General features: G+C 48.6%; 8 protein-coding genes, 3 tRNA genes, 4 rRNA genes and 1 pseudogene (1 of these 16 running past the window's edge). 2 read left to right on the top strand and 14 right to left on the bottom strand.

The annotated features are described in order from the left end of the window. A pseudogene (locus tag FJD32_RS02715) lies at positions 1-204 on the top strand (IS630 family transposase) (its annotated part extends 297 nt beyond the left edge of the window); the annotation flags it as partial. A gap of 282 nt (positions 205-486) precedes the next feature. Here the strand turns inward: FJD32_RS02715 and rrf (FJD32_RS02710) are convergent. From rrf (FJD32_RS02710) to FJD32_RS02670, 9 genes are all read right to left on the bottom strand, one after another. Further along, positions 487-602, bottom strand: a 5S ribosomal RNA gene (rrf, locus tag FJD32_RS02710). Between the two features lie 35 nt (positions 603-637). After that, a tRNA-Thr gene (locus FJD32_RS02705) sits at positions 638-713 on the bottom strand. 31 nt (positions 714-744) lie between these two features. Further along, positions 745-860: ribosomal RNA gene (gene rrf / locus FJD32_RS02700) — 5S ribosomal RNA — on the bottom strand. Between the two features lie 124 nt (positions 861-984). Beyond that, positions 985-3,877: ribosomal RNA gene (locus tag FJD32_RS02695) — 23S ribosomal RNA — on the bottom strand. Between the two features lie 281 nt (positions 3,878-4,158). After that, positions 4,159-4,234, bottom strand: a tRNA-Ala gene (locus tag FJD32_RS02690). Positions 4,235-4,372: 138 nt separating this feature from the next. After that, positions 4,373-4,449: transfer RNA gene (locus tag FJD32_RS02685), tRNA-Ile, on the bottom strand. 121 nt (positions 4,450-4,570) lie between these two features. Further along, positions 4,571-6,113: ribosomal RNA gene (locus FJD32_RS02680) — 16S ribosomal RNA — on the bottom strand. The 16S, 23S and 5S rRNA genes sit together here with 3 tRNA genes alongside, the layout of an rRNA operon. 697 nt (positions 6,114-6,810) lie before the next feature. Then, positions 6,811-9,537 (bottom strand): preprotein translocase subunit SecA, encoded by a 2,727-nt coding sequence (gene secA, locus FJD32_RS02675; protein ID WP_037422805.1) that lies wholly within the window; start codon positions 9,535-9,537, stop codon positions 6,811-6,813. A gap of 60 nt (positions 9,538-9,597) precedes the next feature. Further along, a complete protein-coding gene (locus FJD32_RS02670; RefSeq protein WP_037428847.1) occupies positions 9,598-10,497 on the bottom strand; it encodes a M23 family metallopeptidase in 900 nt (299 codons plus the stop codon). Between the two features lie 27 nt (positions 10,498-10,524). On the opposite strand from FJD32_RS02670, the gene FJD32_RS02665 reads away from it, so the two are divergent. Then, positions 10,525-10,971, top strand: a complete 447-nt coding sequence (locus FJD32_RS02665) for a DciA family protein (protein ID WP_037422811.1) — start codon at positions 10,525-10,527, stop codon at positions 10,969-10,971. Positions 10,972-10,984: 13 nt separating this feature from the next. Here FJD32_RS02665 and lpxC read toward each other — a convergent pair whose 3' ends face one another. The 5 genes from lpxC to murC form a co-directional block, all read right to left on the bottom strand. After that, positions 10,985-11,905 carry a UDP-3-O-acyl-N-acetylglucosamine deacetylase gene (gene lpxC, locus FJD32_RS02660; RefSeq protein ID WP_037422814.1) on the bottom strand — a complete coding sequence of 307 codons (921 nt, stop codon included), beginning with the start codon at positions 11,903-11,905 and terminating at the stop codon, positions 10,985-10,987. A gap of 179 nt (positions 11,906-12,084) precedes the next feature. Beyond that, positions 12,085-13,272 carry a cell division protein FtsZ gene (ftsZ, locus tag FJD32_RS02655; RefSeq protein ID WP_011624294.1) on the bottom strand — a complete coding sequence of 396 codons (1,188 nt, stop codon included), beginning with the start codon at positions 13,270-13,272 and terminating at the stop codon, positions 12,085-12,087. A gap of 27 nt (positions 13,273-13,299) precedes the next feature. Beyond that, on the bottom strand, positions 13,300-14,535 hold the full coding sequence (gene ftsA / locus FJD32_RS02650) for a cell division protein FtsA (RefSeq protein WP_011073897.1): 1,236 nt from the start codon (positions 14,533-14,535) through the stop codon (positions 13,300-13,302). Beyond that, positions 14,516-15,265 carry a cell division protein FtsQ/DivIB gene (locus FJD32_RS02645; protein ID WP_037428855.1) on the bottom strand — a complete coding sequence of 250 codons (750 nt, stop codon included), beginning with the start codon at positions 15,263-15,265 and terminating at the stop codon, positions 14,516-14,518. Before FJD32_RS02645 ends, ftsA begins: the two co-directional genes overlap by 20 nt. Before the next feature lie 151 nt (positions 15,266-15,416). Continuing rightward, the gene (murC, locus tag FJD32_RS02640) at positions 15,417-16,883 is read right to left on the bottom strand and encodes a UDP-N-acetylmuramate--L-alanine ligase (protein ID WP_037422821.1); all 1,467 of its coding nucleotides are present in this window, start codon (positions 16,881-16,883) and stop codon (positions 15,417-15,419) included. Positions 16,884-16,885 lie beyond the last annotated feature (2 nt).

Genomic DNA, 16,885 nt, shown 5'->3' with positions numbered 1-16,885 from the left:
ATCCCTAACCTGTCGATCCTCAAACTGCCGCCATATTCCCCAGAACTAAACCCCATCAAACAGGTATGGAGTTGGCTGCGCCAACATTATCTCGCCAATCGCTGTTTTAAAGGATATGAGGACATAGTGGATGCCTGCAGCCAGGCATGGAACAGCTTTATCAGTTGTACAAAACGCGTGATAAAGATGTACTCTCGGGAATAGGCGAAGGTGGCTGAGCTTTAATGCGGAATGGTATTAGGCGTTTGGCGATGACCTACTCTCACATGGGGATGAAATCATAGCGCGATAAATACGGAGTATTTAGCCATGATTGAACGCGAAGAAGCTTGTCTTCGTAGCGGGGGCGACCGCAATGGATGGTGGAAGTGTCAATATTGGAGATTGGAGGAACATTTATTGACCGACATCGAGGTAGCTTTTCGCGAAACGTATAAACACAAAAGCCCTAGCGGTTTAGGCTAGGGCTTTTGTGTTTATTTGGATGCTTGGCGATGACCTACTCTCACATGGGGAGACCCCACACTACCATCGGCGCGATTGCGTTTCACTTCTGAGTTCGGGATGGGATCAGGTGGGACCACAATGCTATTGTCACCAAGCAAATTTTTCTCTAGGACATGACACTAGACTATAATGGTGCTGATACCCAGAATCGAACTGGGGACCTCATCCTTACCAAGGATGCGCTCTACCGACTGAGCCATATCAGCAATTTCTTATCATCAATAGATGAAATTAGGCGCTTGGCGATGACCTACTCTCACATGGGGAGACCCCACACTACCATCGGCGCGACTGCGTTTCACTTCTGAGTTCGGGATGGGATCAGGTGGGACCACAATGCTATTGTCACCAAGCAAATTTGGTATCTACTCCCCATCTTATGTGGGCAGTAAATGAATTCGGAAAGCTGTATTGAGTACCACTTCTTAAGTGTTTCTATTCGTCTAAGTGCTACTTAGCAAAACCCATCTGGGTTGTATGGTTAAGCCTCTCGAGTCATTAGTATCAGTTAGCTCAACGCCTCACAACGCTTACACACCTGACCTATCAACGTCCTAGTCTCGAACGGCTCTTTAGTGGACTTATAGTCCAAGGGATGACTCATCTTGGGGCTCGCTTCCCGCTTAGATGCTTTCAGCGGTTATCGATTCCGAACATAGCTACCGGGCAATGCCATTGGCATGACAACCCGAACACCAGCGGTTCGTTCACTCCGGTCCTCTCGTACTAGGAGCAACTCCCCTCAATCATCCAACGCCCACGGCAGATAGGGACCGAACTGTCTCACGACGTTCTGAACCCAGCTCGCGTACCACTTTAAATGGCGAACAGCCATACCCTTGGGACCGACTTCAGCCCCAGGATGTGATGAGCCGACATCGAGGTGCCAAACACCGCCGTCGATATGAACTCTTGGGCGGTATCAGCCTGTTATCCCCGGAGTACCTTTTATCCGTTGAGCGATGGCCCTTCCATTCAGAACCACCGGATCACTATGACCTACTTTCGTACCTGCTCGACGTGTCTGTCTCGCAGTTAAGCTGGCTTATGCCATTGCACTAACCGTACGATGTCCGACCGTACTTAGCCAACCTTCGTGCTCCTCCGTTACTCTTTGGGAGGAGACCGCCCCAGTCAAACTACCCACCAGGCACTGTCCTTACCCCAGATAATGGGGCCAAGTTAGAACATCAACACTACAAGGGTGGTATTTCAAGGACGACTCCATCAGAACTAGCGTTCCAACTTCATAGTCTCCCACCTATCCTACACATGTAGGGTCAATGTTCAGTGCCAAGCTATAGTAAAGGTTCACGGGGTCTTTCCGTCTAGCCGCGGGTATACGGCATCTTCACCGCAATTTCAACTTCACTGAGTCTCGGCTGGAGACAGCGTGGCCATCATTACGCCATTCGTGCAGGTCGGAACTTACCCGACAAGGAATTTCGCTACCTTAGGACCGTTATAGTTACGGCCGCCGTTTACCGGGGCTTCGATCATGAGCTTCTCTTGCGATAACCCAATCAATTAACCTTCCGGCACCGGGCAGGCGTCACACCGTATACTTCCTCTTGCGAGTTTGCACAGTGCTGTGTTTTTGATAAACAGTTGCAGCCACCTGGTATCTGCGACTCCCGTCAGCTTAGAGAGCAAGTCTCATCACCAACAAGAGCGTACCTTCTCCCGAAGTTACGGTACCATTTTGCCTAGTTCCTTCAGCCGAGTTCTCTCAAGCGCCTTGGTATTCTCTACCCGACCACCTGTGTCGGTTTGGGGTACGATTCCCGCTAACCTGAAGCTTAGAAGATTTTCCTGGAAGCATGGCATCAACTACTTCATTCCCTTGGGGACTCGTCATCAGCTCTCAGTGTATAGTGACCCGGATTTGCCTAAGTCACCCACCTACCACCTTAAACGCGGACTACCAACGCCGCGCTAGCCTAGCCTTCTCCGTCTCTCCATCGCAGTTAGCGGAAGTACAGAAATATTAATCTGTTTCCCATCGATTACGCCTTTCGGCCTCACCTTAGGGGTCGACTCACCCTGCCCCGATTAACGTTGGACAGGAACCCTTGGTCTTTCGGCGAGGGGGTTTTTCACCCCCTTTATCGTTACTCATGTCAGCATTCGCACTTCTGATACCTCCAGTGTGGGTTACCCCTTCACCTTCAACGGCTTACAGAACGCTCCTCTACCGCGCAACTCTAATGAATTGCACCCGTAGCTTCGGTGGTATGTTTAGCCCCGTTACATCTTCCGCGCAGGCCGACTCGACTAGTGAGCTATTACGCTTTCTTTAAATGATGGCTGCTTCTAAGCCAACATCCTAGCTGTCTAAGCCTTCCCACATCGTTTCCCACTTAACATACACTTTGGGACCTTAGCTGACGGTCTGGGTTGTTTCCCTTTTGACGACGGACGTTAGCACCCGCCGTCTGTCTCCCGAGTAGTACTCATTGGTATTCGGAGTTTGCAAAGGGTTGGTAAGTCGGGATGACCCCCTAGCCTTAACAGTGCTCTACCCCCAATGGTATTCGCTCGAGGCGCTACCTAAATAGCTTTCGAGGAGAACCAGATATCTCCCGGTTTGATTGGCCTTTCACCCCCAGCCACAAGTCATCCGCTAATTTTTCAACATTAGTCGGTTCGGTCCTCCAGTTGATGTTACTCAACCTTCAACCTGCCCATGGCTAGATCACCGGGTTTCGGGTCTACGCCTTGCAACTAAACGCGCAGTTAACACTCGGTTTCCCTACGGCTCCGCTATTCGCTTAACCTCGCTACAAAACGTAAGTCGCTGACCCATTATACAAAAGGTACGCAGTCACGGTCTCAAGAACCGCTCCCACTGCTTGTACGTATACGGTTTCAGGTTCTATTTCACTCCCCTCACAGGGGTTCTTTTCGCCTTTCCCTCACGGTACTGGTTCACTATCGGTCAGTCAGGAGTATTTAGCCTTGGAGGATGGTCCCCCCATATTCAAACAGGATATCACGTGTCCCGCCTTACTCGTTTTCATCAAAGGTTAGTTTTCGTGTACGGGGCTATCACCCTGTGCCGCTGGACTTTCCAGACCATTCCACTAACACCCCTCTGACTTAAGGGCTAATCCCCGTTCGCTCGCCGCTACTAGGGGAATCTCGGTTGATTTCTTTTCCTAAGGGTACTTAGATGTTTCAGTTCCCCTCGTTTGCCTCGCAACGCTATGTATTCACGTTACGATGACCGCTTATGCGGCCGGGTTCCCCCATTCGGACATCGTTAGCTCAAATGCTTGTTACTAGCTCGCCAACGCTTTTCGCAAGTTACTACGTCCTTCATCGCCTCTGACTGCCAAGGCATCCACCGTATACGCTTAGTCGCTTAACCATACAACCCAAATAGGTTTCACTTACGTGAGCCACTTGAATTGTTGCGACCAGCTGGTTTTACTTGTCTCATCTTCGACCAAGAAGATGGACTCGCCTTAGACTTGAATATTCAAGACACTTAACAAGTGTTTTAAGAACTCAATTTTTTCGTATTAACACAACGACAGACATCATTGTGTTAATTACTATCAGCTTTCCAAATTGTTAAAGAGCGGGCTTAAAAAAGCCAAAGATAATGTTTAAGTTTATCTTTGGCATCTCTAACCATAATGCAGTAAATGGTGGAGCTATGCGGGATCGAACCGCAGACCTCCTGCGTGCAAGGCAGGCGCTCTCCCAGCTGAGCTATAGCCCCATTTACATGCAGTGCGAGTAAATAAGATGTTCCAAACCTCTTAAAGGATTGGTTTGCCAAATCACGTTATCCGCGGCAAATTAACGCGACGTTTAGTTCACTAAACGAGTGTTAATTTAACAAAGGAGAACGAAGATTTGGTGGGTCAGAGTGGACTTGAACCACCGACCTCACCCTTATCAGGGGTGCGCTCTAACCAGCTGAGCTACAGACCCATCTTTTACTCTATCTTCTATCAAGCAAATCTGTGTGAACACTCAGGCACATGGATGTGCCGTGTGTAAGAAACGCATGGAGCAGTTTCTTACCAACCAAACATCGAGTTAGTCGTATAGGTAAGGAGGTGATCCAGCCCCAGGTTCCCCTAGGGCTACCTTGTTACGACTTCACCCCAGTCATGAACCACAAAGTGGTGAGCGCCCCCCCGAAGGTTAAGCTACCCACTTCTTTTGCAGCCCACTCCCATGGTGTGACGGGCGGTGTGTACAAGGCCCGGGAACGTATTCACCGTGGCATTCTGATCCACGATTACTAGCGATTCCGACTTCATGGAGTCGAGTTGCAGACTCCAATCCGGACTACGACGAGCTTTGTGAGATTAGCTCCACCTCGCGGCTTTGCAACCCTCTGTACTCGCCATTGTAGCACGTGTGTAGCCCTACTCGTAAGGGCCATGATGACTTGACGTCGTCCCCACCTTCCTCCGGTTTATCACCGGCAGTCTCCCTAGAGTTCCCACCATTACGTGCTGGCAAATAAGGATAGGGGTTGCGCTCGTTGCGGGACTTAACCCAACATTTCACAACACGAGCTGACGACAGCCATGCAGCACCTGTCTCACGGTTCCCGAAGGCACAAGTCCATCTCTGGTCTCTTCCGTGGATGTCAAGAGTAGGTAAGGTTCTTCGCGTTGCATCGAATTAAACCACATGCTCCACCGCTTGTGCGGGCCCCCGTCAATTCATTTGAGTTTTAACCTTGCGGCCGTACTCCCCAGGCGGTCTACTTAATGCGTTAGCTTGAGAGCCCAGTGTTCAAGACACCAAACTCCGAGTAGACATCGTTTACGGCGTGGACTACCAGGGTATCTAATCCTGTTTGCTCCCCACGCTTTCGTGCATGAGCGTCAGTCTTTGTCCAGGGGGCCGCCTTCGCCACCGGTATTCCTCCAGATCTCTACGCATTTCACCGCTACACCTGGAATTCTACCCCCCTCTACAAGACTCTAGTTCGCCAGTTCGAAATGCTATTCCTAGGTTGAGCCCAGGGCTTTCACATCTCGCTTAACAAACCGCCTGCGCACGCTTTACGCCCAGTAATTCCGATTAACGCTCGGACCCTCCGTATTACCGCGGCTGCTGGCACGGAGTTAGCCGGTCCTTCTTCTGTAGGTAACGTCACAGATGAGCCGTATTAAGACTCACCCTTTCCTCCCTACTGAAAGTGCTTTACAACCCGAAGGCCTTCTTCACACACGCGGCATGGCTGCATCAGGGTTTCCCCCATTGTGCAATATTCCCCACTGCTGCCTCCCGTAGGAGTCTGGGCCGTGTCTCAGTCCCAGTGTGGCTGATCATCCTCTCAGAACAGCTAGGGATCGTCGCCTTGGTGAGCCATTACCTCACCAACTAGCTAATCCCACCTAGGTTCATCCAATCGCGAGAGGCCCGAAGGTCCCCCTCTTTCCCCCGTAGGGCGTATGCGGTATTAGCAGTCGTTTCCAACTGTTATCCCCCTCGACTGGGCAGATCCCTAGGCATTACTCACCCGTCCGCCGCTCGCCACCTCAGGAGTAAACTCCCTTGTGCTGCCGCTCGACTTGCATGTGTTAGGCCTGCCGCCAGCGTTCAATCTGAGCCATGATCAAACTCTTCAATTAAAAGTTTTTTGTTTCCGAAGAAACGACTCAATGAATTCTACTGTTTTGATTCGCTTTGCTCACTAAGAAGCATCGCGTTTCAATTCATACATTACTGTATGTACATATTGCTATGAACACTCATTCATTGATTTAATTCTTTGATTACTCGCCAAACGGCAGAATAATTTCGATTAACTCAACACCTGTGAGTGTCCACACAGATTTGCTTGATAAATTGTTAAAGAGCGTTGACCATCGCATTATCACAAGTGATTTCAGCGGGTCAGGGCTGCGTATTTTACGCATTCCCGTTTTTGCGTCAAGTAGTTTTTTAAACTTTCTTTTCGCTCATCAAGGACTGAATCACTTGATGAACTGGCACTTGCAACTGCGTATCGCTGTCTGCCGTGTCAGTGGATGCGCATTATAGGCAGCGGAACTTTTTGTGCAAGCGCTTTTTTGTATTTTTTCGATCTTTTTTCAATAGTTTCAGTTAGTCACAAAGTACCCACTAGTTACCCCCAACGTTATCCACAAAAGGCAATTTTACTGCTTTATTTGTGAACAAAGCATGACTTGCCATAACTGGAAGGCTGGAGATTCAAATAAGCTTTATATAGATGCAGACAGATTCAATGATTTGTATCTGGCTTTGAGTAGGCATGAAAAAGGCGACTATTACAGTCGCCTTTTAGAATTAGGTGCACGTGTTGAATTAGCTTAGCTTACCGTGACACTGCTTATATTTACGGCCAGAGCCACAAGGACAAGGATCGTTACGGCCAACTTTATCGCCATCTCGGATCATTGGTGTGTGCGCCATCATCTCGTCGCTACCATCATCCCCACCAACTAAGGCTTCGGCTGCTGCGTGCTGATAGTCGCGTTGGATTTTGGCATCTTCTTCACGACGACGAGCTTCCATTTCTTCAACATCAGATTGAGCTTGCACTTGAACTTTAGACAACACGCTAATCACGTCATGTTTCAGCGTATTCAGCAATTGTTGGAACAGTTCGAATGACTCACGCTTATACTCTTGCTTTGGATTCTTCTGCGCGTAACCACGTAAGTGGATGCCTTGGCGTAAATGATCCATTGCGGCTAAATGCTCTTTCCACAAGCCATCAAGGGTTTGTAGCATCACTGCTTTTTCGAATTGGCGCAGTACTGAGGCACCGACCATTTCTTCTTTAGCTTTATAAGCATCTGACCAAGAAGTGATAATACGCTCACGTAGGCTTTCTTCGTGTAAGTCGTCTTCTTTATCGAGCCATTCTTGGATTGGCAGTTTAAGCATAAACTCTTGGTTTAGGCGCTGCTCTAACCCAGGAACATCCCATAACTCTTCTACTGATTGTGGTGGAATGTACTGATCGATTACCGCACCAATTACATCGTCTTGGATGTTTTTAATCGTGTCTTCAATACTTTCCGCATCCATCAACTCATTACGCTGGGCGTAAACCACTTGGCGTTGATCGTTTGCCACGTCATCGAATTCAAGTAATTGCTTACGAATATCGAAGTTACGTGCTTCTACTTTACGTTGAGCATTTTCGATTGCACGGGAAACCCATGGATGTTCGATCGCTTCGCCTTCTTCCATGCCCAGCTTTTTCATCATGCCGGAGACGCGATCAGAAGCGAAGATACGCATTAAACTATCTTCCATCGACAGGTAGAAACGTGAAGAGCCCGCATCACCTTGACGGCCCGCACGACCACGTAGCTGGTTGTCGATACGACGTGATTCGTGGCGCTCGGTACCGAGAATGTGTAAACCACCCGCAGCAACGACTTCGTCATGACGCACTTGCCAATCAGCTTTGATCTTGGCTTTTTGCTCTGGGGTAGGATTTTCCAGCGCCTCGATTTCCATATTCCAGTTGCCACCAAGCACGATGTCGGTACCACGACCAGCCATGTTAGTGGCAATGGTTACGGCGCCAGTACGGCCAGCTTGGGCAACAATCTCGGCTTCTTTTTCATGGAACTTAGCGTTAAGCACTTGGTGCGGGATCTTTTCCTTCACCATTAAGCGCGCTAACAGTTCTGACTGTTCGATAGAAACGGTACCGACCAATACAGGTTGGCCACGCTCGCGGCAGTCTTTGATGTCTTTAATAATCGCTTGATACTTTTCATTAGCGGTTAAGTAAACTAAATCCGCCATATCCTTACGGACCATTGGACGGTTAGTTGGCACCACCACGGTATCTAAACCATAGATGTGTTGAAACTCAAACGCCTCGGTATCGGCAGTACCTGTCATGCCCGCTAACTTCTCATATAAACGGAAGTAGTTTTGGAAGGTAATCGATGCTAGAGTTTGGTTTTCGTTTTGAATACGAACACCTTCTTTGGCTTCAACAGCTTGATGTAAACCTTCTGACCAACGACGACCTGGCATAGTACGACCGGTGTGTTCATCAACGATGATCACTTCGCCATCTTGAACGATATAGTCCACATCACGCTCAAATAAGGTATGAGCACGTAGTGCTGCGTTCACATGGTGCAGTAGCGAAATATTAGCTGCTGAGTAAAGTGAGTCGCCTTCGGCTAACATGCCACGTTCAATCAGCAGGTTTTCAACCTTCTCTTGACCGCGTTCAGTAAAGTGCACTTGTTTGGCTTTTTCATCAATGGTGTAGTCGCCTTCGCCCACATACTCTTCAGAGTCTTCTTTATCTTGACGGATAAGATTAGGGATAAGCGTGTTGATCTTGATGTATAGCTCAGAGCTGTCTTCCGCTGCACCAGAGATAATCAATGGCGTGCGGGCTTCGTCGATAAGGATTGAGTCGACTTCGTCGATCAGTGCATAGTGTAATGGACGTTGAACACGCTCTTGTGGTGAAAACGCCATGTTGTCGCGCAGATAATCGAAACCAAATTCATTGTTGGTACCGTAGGTAATATCGGCGTTATAGGCATCTTTCTTCGCCTGTTGGCTAAGGCCAGCAACGTTAATCCCAACAGTTAAACCTAAGAATTCGAACAGTGGACGGTTATTCTCAGCATCACGGCGTGCTAAGTAATCGTTGACGGTAATAACGTGAACGCCTTTGCCCGTTAAGGCATTTAAGTAAGCAGGCAGTGTTGCGGTTAAAGTTTTACCTTCACCCGTACGCATTTCAGCGATACGGTTACTATCAAGTACCATACCACCGAGTAACTGCACGTCGAAGTGACGCATTTCGAACACACGCTTAGATGCTTCACGCACGGTGGCAAACGCTTCCGCCATAATGCTATCTAATGAAGCGCCCGCAGCTAAACGCTCACGAAACTCTGCGGTTTTCGCTTTAAGCTGCTCATCGGTTAATTTTTCATAATCGGCTTCAAGCGCATTAATCTTATTAACTACTTTTTGTAACCCTTTAAGGGTACGGTCGTTGCGACTACCAAATACTTTTGTCAGTAATTTACCAAACATCTGAATCACTTATTTTCTGTAGGCCAAGTCCATGATGGAAACTAGAAGCCAATGTTTCAATTAACTTGCTTTGCGGTAGACAAACTTTTGTGGATCTATCTGCTGTCCGCCACGCAACACTTCATAATGCACATGAGCCCCTGTTGAGCGCCCAGTGCTTCCCATACTGGCGATGGTTTCGCCTTTAGCGACCACATCACCTACAGCTACTGACAAAGCTTTATTATGGCCATAGCGTGTACGTAAACCGTTACCATGGTCGATTTCGACCAATTCGCCATAACCAAACATATTCCCAGCCCAAGTCACCACGCCTGCTGCAGTCGCGACAACTTTAGCCCCTTCCCGACCGGTAAAATCGATCCCTTTGTGCATGGTTCGACGACCGTTAAAAGGGTCATTACGTAATCCGTAGGGCGACGATAACCAACCTTTATCGAGTGGGAGCCCTGATACATAACGTTCAGCATCTATATGGTGGTTAGATGACACTGTTTCAAGTAGTGATAGTTGAACATTATTGTTGTCAATTCGTGACGCCAGTTTATCCATATCTTCGATAAGCTGACTAATTTCGATATTTGAGCCTAATTCGCTTAAACCACCAACCCCAACTTCAGATGAGAAATCAAAGTCTTCATCCAATTTGTTTTGTTTTGCGACTTGTTGACCTAAGGCCTCGAGACGGGTGATTTTAGCTTGCATGCGCGCGACATGGGTCGCCAGCATGGCTAGCTGTGACTCTGTGGCACTTTTAAGCTCTAAGACTTGCTTCTTTTGTTGTTCGCGTTGGATTCGATCGTTATCGACACTGGCTTGCTGATTTTCAAACTTAGCAGAGTTGTGTTGATAAATACCGGCACCAGTAGCTAACAATAGCATGGGAAGGATCAACCAGCGTTTACTGGGTTGCCAGCGCGTAACGCCATTCCGACCTTGAATAAATACTGTTACACTCATAGCCTAATTCAGCCATCTTATTATCATATGAAAAAGCCCCCTCAGGATCTCAGCCAATTACTACACCAATCAGGCACATTACCCGACATAGCTGAGAAAGCGGAACTACTTTTATATCTGGATCAGCACGTGAAGCAGATTGTCGCAGGTCCTGTTGCGGAGCAGCTGAAAGTCGCTAATTTCCGCCAGGGTGTTCTTGTGGTTGAAACCACTTCGGCAGCATGGGCCGCACGAATTAATTTCCAAAAGCCGAAACTACTCGCGCAGCTTCAAGCAGAAACGCTCCCAATCCTTACCGCAATTGAAGTTAAAGTCAACCCGAGATTAGCATTGTATGACGCAAAGCCGAAACAGGCGCATAAGGCACTGAGTCCAGCCGCTGCAGAACATATTGCCGCACTTGCAGAAAATGTGAGCGGGACACTAGGCGAAAAACTAAAACGGCTGGCCACATTGGCCAGCCGTAATAAGTAAACATCAGACGCAATTAAGCGAAGACCGCGCCACCAGGTACAGCAAAGCTAACGGGCACATCGGCTTCTTTCTCAAAGCTCACTAACTCCCACGCATCTTGCTGCGCCAATAAGGCACGTACTAACTGGTTATTCAGAGCATGACCCGTTTTATAGGCAGTAAACTCACCAAGAATGGCGTGTCCTGCCACATAGAGATCACCAAACGCATCTAAAATTTTGTGCTTAACGAACTCATCCTCATAACGCAGGCCGTCGGGGTTGAGGACGCGATATTCATCAAGTACAACTGCGTTTTCCATGCTGCCACCTAATGCTAGGTTATTCGCACGCAGATACTCAATATCACGCATAAAACCAAAAGTACGAGCGCGGCTAATGTCTTTAACAAAAGCTGAAGTAGAGAAGTCCATCACCACATGCTGTTGGCTGCGAGCAATTTCGGGGTGAGCAAAGTCAATTTTAAAGTTGACTCTAAAACCTTTGAAAGGCTTGAGCTCGGCCCACTTATCACCGTCTTCAACACGCACAGGGCGTTTAATCTTTAAGTACTTCTTAGGTGCAGACTGCTCTTTAATACCCGCAGACTGAAGTAAGAAGACAAATGGGCTCGCACTGCCATCCATAATTGGGATTTCAGGGGCGTCCACTTCGATTACGGCGTTATCAATGCCTAAACCCGCTAAGGCTGCAAATAAATGCTCAATAGTCGAAATACGAATACCTTCGTCATTGACAAGTGCCGTGCACATCGTGGTTTCGCGAACTTGTTCCGCCTTTGCTGGAATAGCAACGGCAGGACTCATATCGGTACGCACAAGTACGATCCCTGTATTGACTGGTGCGGGCATAATGCTCAAGGTGACCTTATTCCCAGAGTGCAAACCGACTCCGGTAGCTTTCACCATTTTTTGAACAGTTCTTTGAAATATCATTCAGTTACCCGTTTAGATTTCAATAATTAAGCCTAATATTTGCGCACACAGCGGCAGCAAAACGACCACATAGGTTCAACATAGTAACATAAGTTAGCTATGTCATACAAATGTCGTCATTGGGTGGTATTGCCGATAGAGCAATACATCACCCGATACGCTGGACTCAAATACCTGTTTTAATCAGCTTGCTTACGCAAAAACGCTGGGATATCTAAGTAATCCAATTCATGCTTTGTTGAAGGCGCTGGCGCAGGAGCAGGTGCTGGCGATGCAGGTAATACGTTACCCTTTGGCGCCGCATAGCTCACATGAGTTGCTTCTTCGACATAAGCTTCAACTTTTGGTTCCACAACCACTGGTTCTGGACGTGGTGCTGGCTTAGAAACTAATTGGATATCAGGACGCTTTTCAGCACCAATACCCGTTGCAACTACGGTTACGCGCAGTTCGTCGCTCATTTCTGGGTCGATAACCGCACCCACAACCACGGTAGCATTGTCAGAAGCATAAGCTTTAACATGGTTACCAACAGTTTCAAATTCTTCGATGCTCATGTCCATACCTGCGGTAATGTTAACTAACACACCACGGGCACCGGCTAAGTCGATGTCTTCTAATAATGGGCTGGCTACAGCAGCTTCAGCCGCTTCTTCTGCACGGTCTTCACCACGTGCAACACCAGTGCCCATCATGGCATTACCCATTTCAGACATAACGGTTTTCACGTCCGCAAAGTCGACGTTAATCAGACCTGGGCGAGTAATCAGCTCAGCAATACCTTGTACTGCGCCGAGTAACACGTTATTCGCTGCGGCAAACGCATCGAGTAATGACGTACCACGACCCAATACTTTTAATAATTTTTCGTTAGGGATAGTGATTAGCGAATCCACGTGCTTAGCAAGCTCAGCGATACCTTGCTCGGCATAAGCCATGCGCTTTTTGCCTTCGAAAGGGAAAGGCTTAGTCACGACCGCAACCGTTAAGATGCCTTCTTCACGAGCGATTTGAGCAACAACTGGCGCAGCACCTGTACCAGTACCACCGCCCATACCGGCGGCGATAAAGATCATGTCTGAGCCTTTGATCGCTGCACGAATGTTTTCGCGGTCTTCTTCCGCTGCGGCACGACCCACTTCGGGGTTGGCGCCAGCGCCAAGCCCTTTAGTGACATCGCGACCTAATTGAATCGTTGAGCCAGCGCCAGATTTACGTAGCGCCTGTGCGTCTGTATTGGTAACGACAAACTCAACACCTTCAATGTTGTGTTTGACCATATGTTCGACAGCGTTACCGCCGCCGCCGCCAACGCCGATGACTTTAATCACCGCGTCGTCTGAGTGAGTGTCCATGATCTCAAACATTGTCTGATCTCCGTGTTGCCTGCGTTATTAAAATTCACCCTTAAACCAGCTTTGGACCCGATTCCAAGCACTGGTAACCCCTTGACGCTCAGGACGCTCGAATTGACGCTCAAGCACCCGTCTTGCACCGTAGTGAAGCAATCCAACCCCAGTGGAGTAAATAGACTGATCCACGTATTCGTATAACCCTTTAACTGGCAATGGTGAGGCGACGCGAACAGGCATACCAAAGGTTGCCTCCGCAATGTCCACCACGCCTTGAATCGACGCCGTACCACCTGTTAGCACGATACCTGCGGCGATTTGGTCTTCTAAACCACTGTCTTTCAGCTCCTTGAGCACTAACTCAAATAGCTCTTGATATCTCGGCTCAACCACTTCGGCCAAAGTATGGCGCGACATGCTACGCGATGGGCGACCACCCACCGAAGGCACTTCGATACTGTCTTCGCGGCTCACCATGGAGCTGCGTGCACAGGCGAACTGCACTTTAATTTGTTCGGCATGTGACGACGGCGTGCGGAAAATCTTCGCGATATCGTTGGTCACTTGGTTACCCGCAACGGGCACAACCGCGCAATGACGTAGCGCACCATTGGTATACACAGCGATGTCCGTCGTGCCACCCCCGATATCGACGATACACACACCTAAGTCTTTTTCATCGAAGGTTAATACCGCATCCGCCGACGCAATGCCGGAGAACACTAAGTCATCGACCTTCAAACCACAACGCTCAACACTCTTAGTGATGTTCTTCGCCATATCATTGGCGCAGGTCACTATGTGTACCTTGGCTTCCATCCGCATGCCTGACATGCCGATAGGGCTGCGAATGCCGTCTTGTACGTCAATCGCGTATTCCTGCGGTAACACATGCAGAATACGACGTTCGGTCGGGATCTTCACCGAGCGCGCGGTGTGAATCACGTTGTCGACGTCTTCCTGTGTCACTTCTTCATCGTTAATCGACACCATGCCATTTTCGTTTTGGCAGGCGATATGTTTACCGGAAATGCTCAGGTAAACCGATGATACTTGGCAGTCTGCCATTAATTCCGCTTGATCGAGCGCGCGTTGCACACTGCGCACGATGGAGTCTAAATCGTTAACGCCACCTTTATCCATGCCCCTTGAAGGGTGGTTACCAAGGCCGACTATGCTGATTTCGCCATCGGGCAGAACTTCGCCTATGATCACTGCGACTTTAGAGGTTCCTATGTCCAATCCGACGATCAGATTTCTATCTTGGTTTTTGGTCATTAATTATCGGCTCTCTTGTTTGTGCATCGCCCCAGCCTACGGCCAACCCTGTGTCGTAGCGCAAATCCACTCTGGCAATCGGTTTATCTTGTTTCGCCAATAATGGGTAAACAGTGATAAACCTTTGTATCCTTGCCATTTTATCTTCTCGACCTAGGTCTAAAACAATACCGTTACCTAGTGTCGCGTGCCACGCATGACGTGGTGTTAAACTCAAATTGGCTAAGGTAAAGCCATTAATCTTCAGTAGCGAGTTAACCTGCGCGTAGGCGGTTAACACTTCGGTCCCCATATCATCTGGCCCAGATAAATAAGGCAGATGCTCTAACTCAGGGTGCGATGGCGCTTCAAACACTTCACCATGCACATTGAGCCAAGCGGTACCATTCCAATGGGCGACCGGTTGTTGCTCCTGTAAATACACCCTGAGTTTCGCAGGCCATTCACGTCTCACTGACGCACGATACACCCAAGGTAAAGCTTCTAATGCCTGTTGCACTAAGGTGATGTCAGCACTAAAAAAACTCCGCTGCATTAAATCCTGTAGTGCAATTTGTATATCCCTATCTGTGGTGTAAGTCCGCTCACCTTTAATGGCGACCGCTTCAATGGGCAAAGTGCTGGCATCATTTAAAAACTTATGTAGCAGGTAGCCGCCAAAAACAAAACTACCAATGACTAACCATAAAAAACCAATCCCACTCCACAAGTACCAATTAACCCGTGACATCCTCGCCCGCCAGTGTCGCCTCTTATCACTCCAAGACACGTTTGTTTCCACCCTTCAACGACACTACTAAAAACCACAGAAAACCGGCCATTATATAGCGCTAAAACCTCGGATCAACATTTCCTTTAAATCCAAGTTGTCACGCAATTCATCAAGGTTTTACCTCGGTTGTCACAGCCGTGCTAAAGCCTAATTCAGTGGCGGCTAACTGACGCGACAAGGCACCTATATTACCTGCACCTTGGGTCAACAATAAATCCCCTTCCTGCAACACATCGGGTAGCACTTCAGCTAACTGATCTGGGCTAGCAATAAATATGGGGTCTAACTGCCCACGCAAACGAATCGAACGGCATAGAGCCCGACCATCGGCACCGGGGATCGGTGCTTCACCGGCACTATACACATCGAGCAATAGCAAGCAATCTACCTGAGATAACACTTCAATAAAGTCTTCGTACAGATCGCGAGTACGAGTGTATCTGTGTGGCTGATAAGCCATCACTAAACGTTTGTCAGGCCAGCCTGCACGCGCCGCTTTAATGGTCGCCGCCACTTCGCTGGGGTGATGACCATAATCATCCACTAACATCACTTCGCCCTTTGGCGTCGCGAACTTGCCTAAGTGTTGGAAACGACGACCAATACCCTGGAATTCAGCCAAGGCTTGAATGATGGCGCTATCATCAATTTCATCTTCTGTCGCCACGGCAATCGCTGCCAGTGCATTTAATACATTGTGCTGACCCGGCAGATTAAGCAGCAGGTCTAAATCTTCTTTGCCTTTACGTCTGACGGTAAAGCGGCATTGGTGACCCTGCTGATGAAAATTCAGCGCCTGCACGTCGGCATCGTCACTGAAGCCATAGGTGATCATATGACGACCTATACGCGGCATAATCTCACGTACGACTGGATCATCGATACAAACGACAGCCACGCCATAGAATGGCAGGTTATGTAAAAAATCCACGAAGGTCGATTTGAGCTTTTCAAAATCACCACCGTAGGTATCCATATGATCGGCTTCGATATTCGTCACTACGCTGACCATAGGTTGCAGATGCAGGAAGCTCGCATCACTTTCGTCTGCTTCGGCGATCAGGTAACGACTCGTGCCTAAGCGGGCATTGGTGCCAGCGCTGTTAAGTAAACCACCGATAACAAAAGTTGGATCGCGCCCCGCTTGACCATACAAACTGGCAATCAAACTGGTGGTCGTGGTTTTACCGTGAGTTCCTGCAATCGCTACACCATGGCGATAACGCATCAACTCAGCCAACATCTCAGCGCGGCGCACGATAGGAATACGCAATTCCTTCGCCGCAATAATCTCTGGATTCTCAGGATTAATCGCGGTCGAGACCACCACCACATCGGCTTGCTGCACGTTATCGGCGCCATGGCCGATATGAATTTTCGCGCCCAGCAGGCAGAGTCTGTCAGTCACGGCGTTTTGTGCGATATCAGAACCACTAACGACATAACCTTCGTTTACTAATACTTCAGCGATCCCGCCCATGCCCGCGCCGCCAATACCGACGAAATGAATACGCTTAATCCGGCGCATTTCTGGGATCATACTTCTTAGCTGTAAGTATCTTTCTGTCTTAGTCATAC

Source organism: Shewanella sp. LC6 (assembly GCF_006385735.2).
Classification (GTDB): Bacteria; Pseudomonadota; Gammaproteobacteria; order Enterobacterales; family Shewanellaceae; genus Shewanella; species Shewanella xiamenensis.
Note: the sequence above shows the minus strand (reverse complement) of the source record. Positions and strands in the feature narration are given on the sequence as shown.

Coding starts and splice junctions, on each gene's coding strand:
- secA (WP_037422805.1), bottom strand. CDS start 9,537: ATGTTTGGTAAATTACTGACAAAAGTATTTGGTAGTCGCAACGACCGT.
- FJD32_RS02670 (WP_037428847.1), bottom strand. CDS start 10,497: ATGAGTGTAACAGTATTTATTCAAGGTCGGAATGGCGTTACGCGCTGG.
- FJD32_RS02665 (WP_037422811.1), top strand. CDS start 10,525: ATGAAAAAGCCCCCTCAGGATCTCAGCCAATTACTACACCAATCAGGC.
- lpxC (WP_037422814.1), bottom strand. CDS start 11,905: ATGATATTTCAAAGAACTGTTCAAAAAATGGTGAAAGCTACCGGAGTC.
- ftsZ (WP_011624294.1), bottom strand. CDS start 13,272: ATGTTTGAGATCATGGACACTCACTCAGACGACGCGGTGATTAAAGTC.
- ftsA (WP_011073897.1), bottom strand. CDS start 14,535: ATGACCAAAAACCAAGATAGAAATCTGATCGTCGGATTGGACATAGGA.
- FJD32_RS02645 (WP_037428855.1), bottom strand. CDS start 15,265: ATGTCACGGGTTAATTGGTACTTGTGGAGTGGGATTGGTTTTTTATGG.
- murC (WP_037422821.1), bottom strand. CDS start 16,883: ATGACTAAGACAGAAAGATACTTACAGCTAAGAAGTATGATCCCAGAA.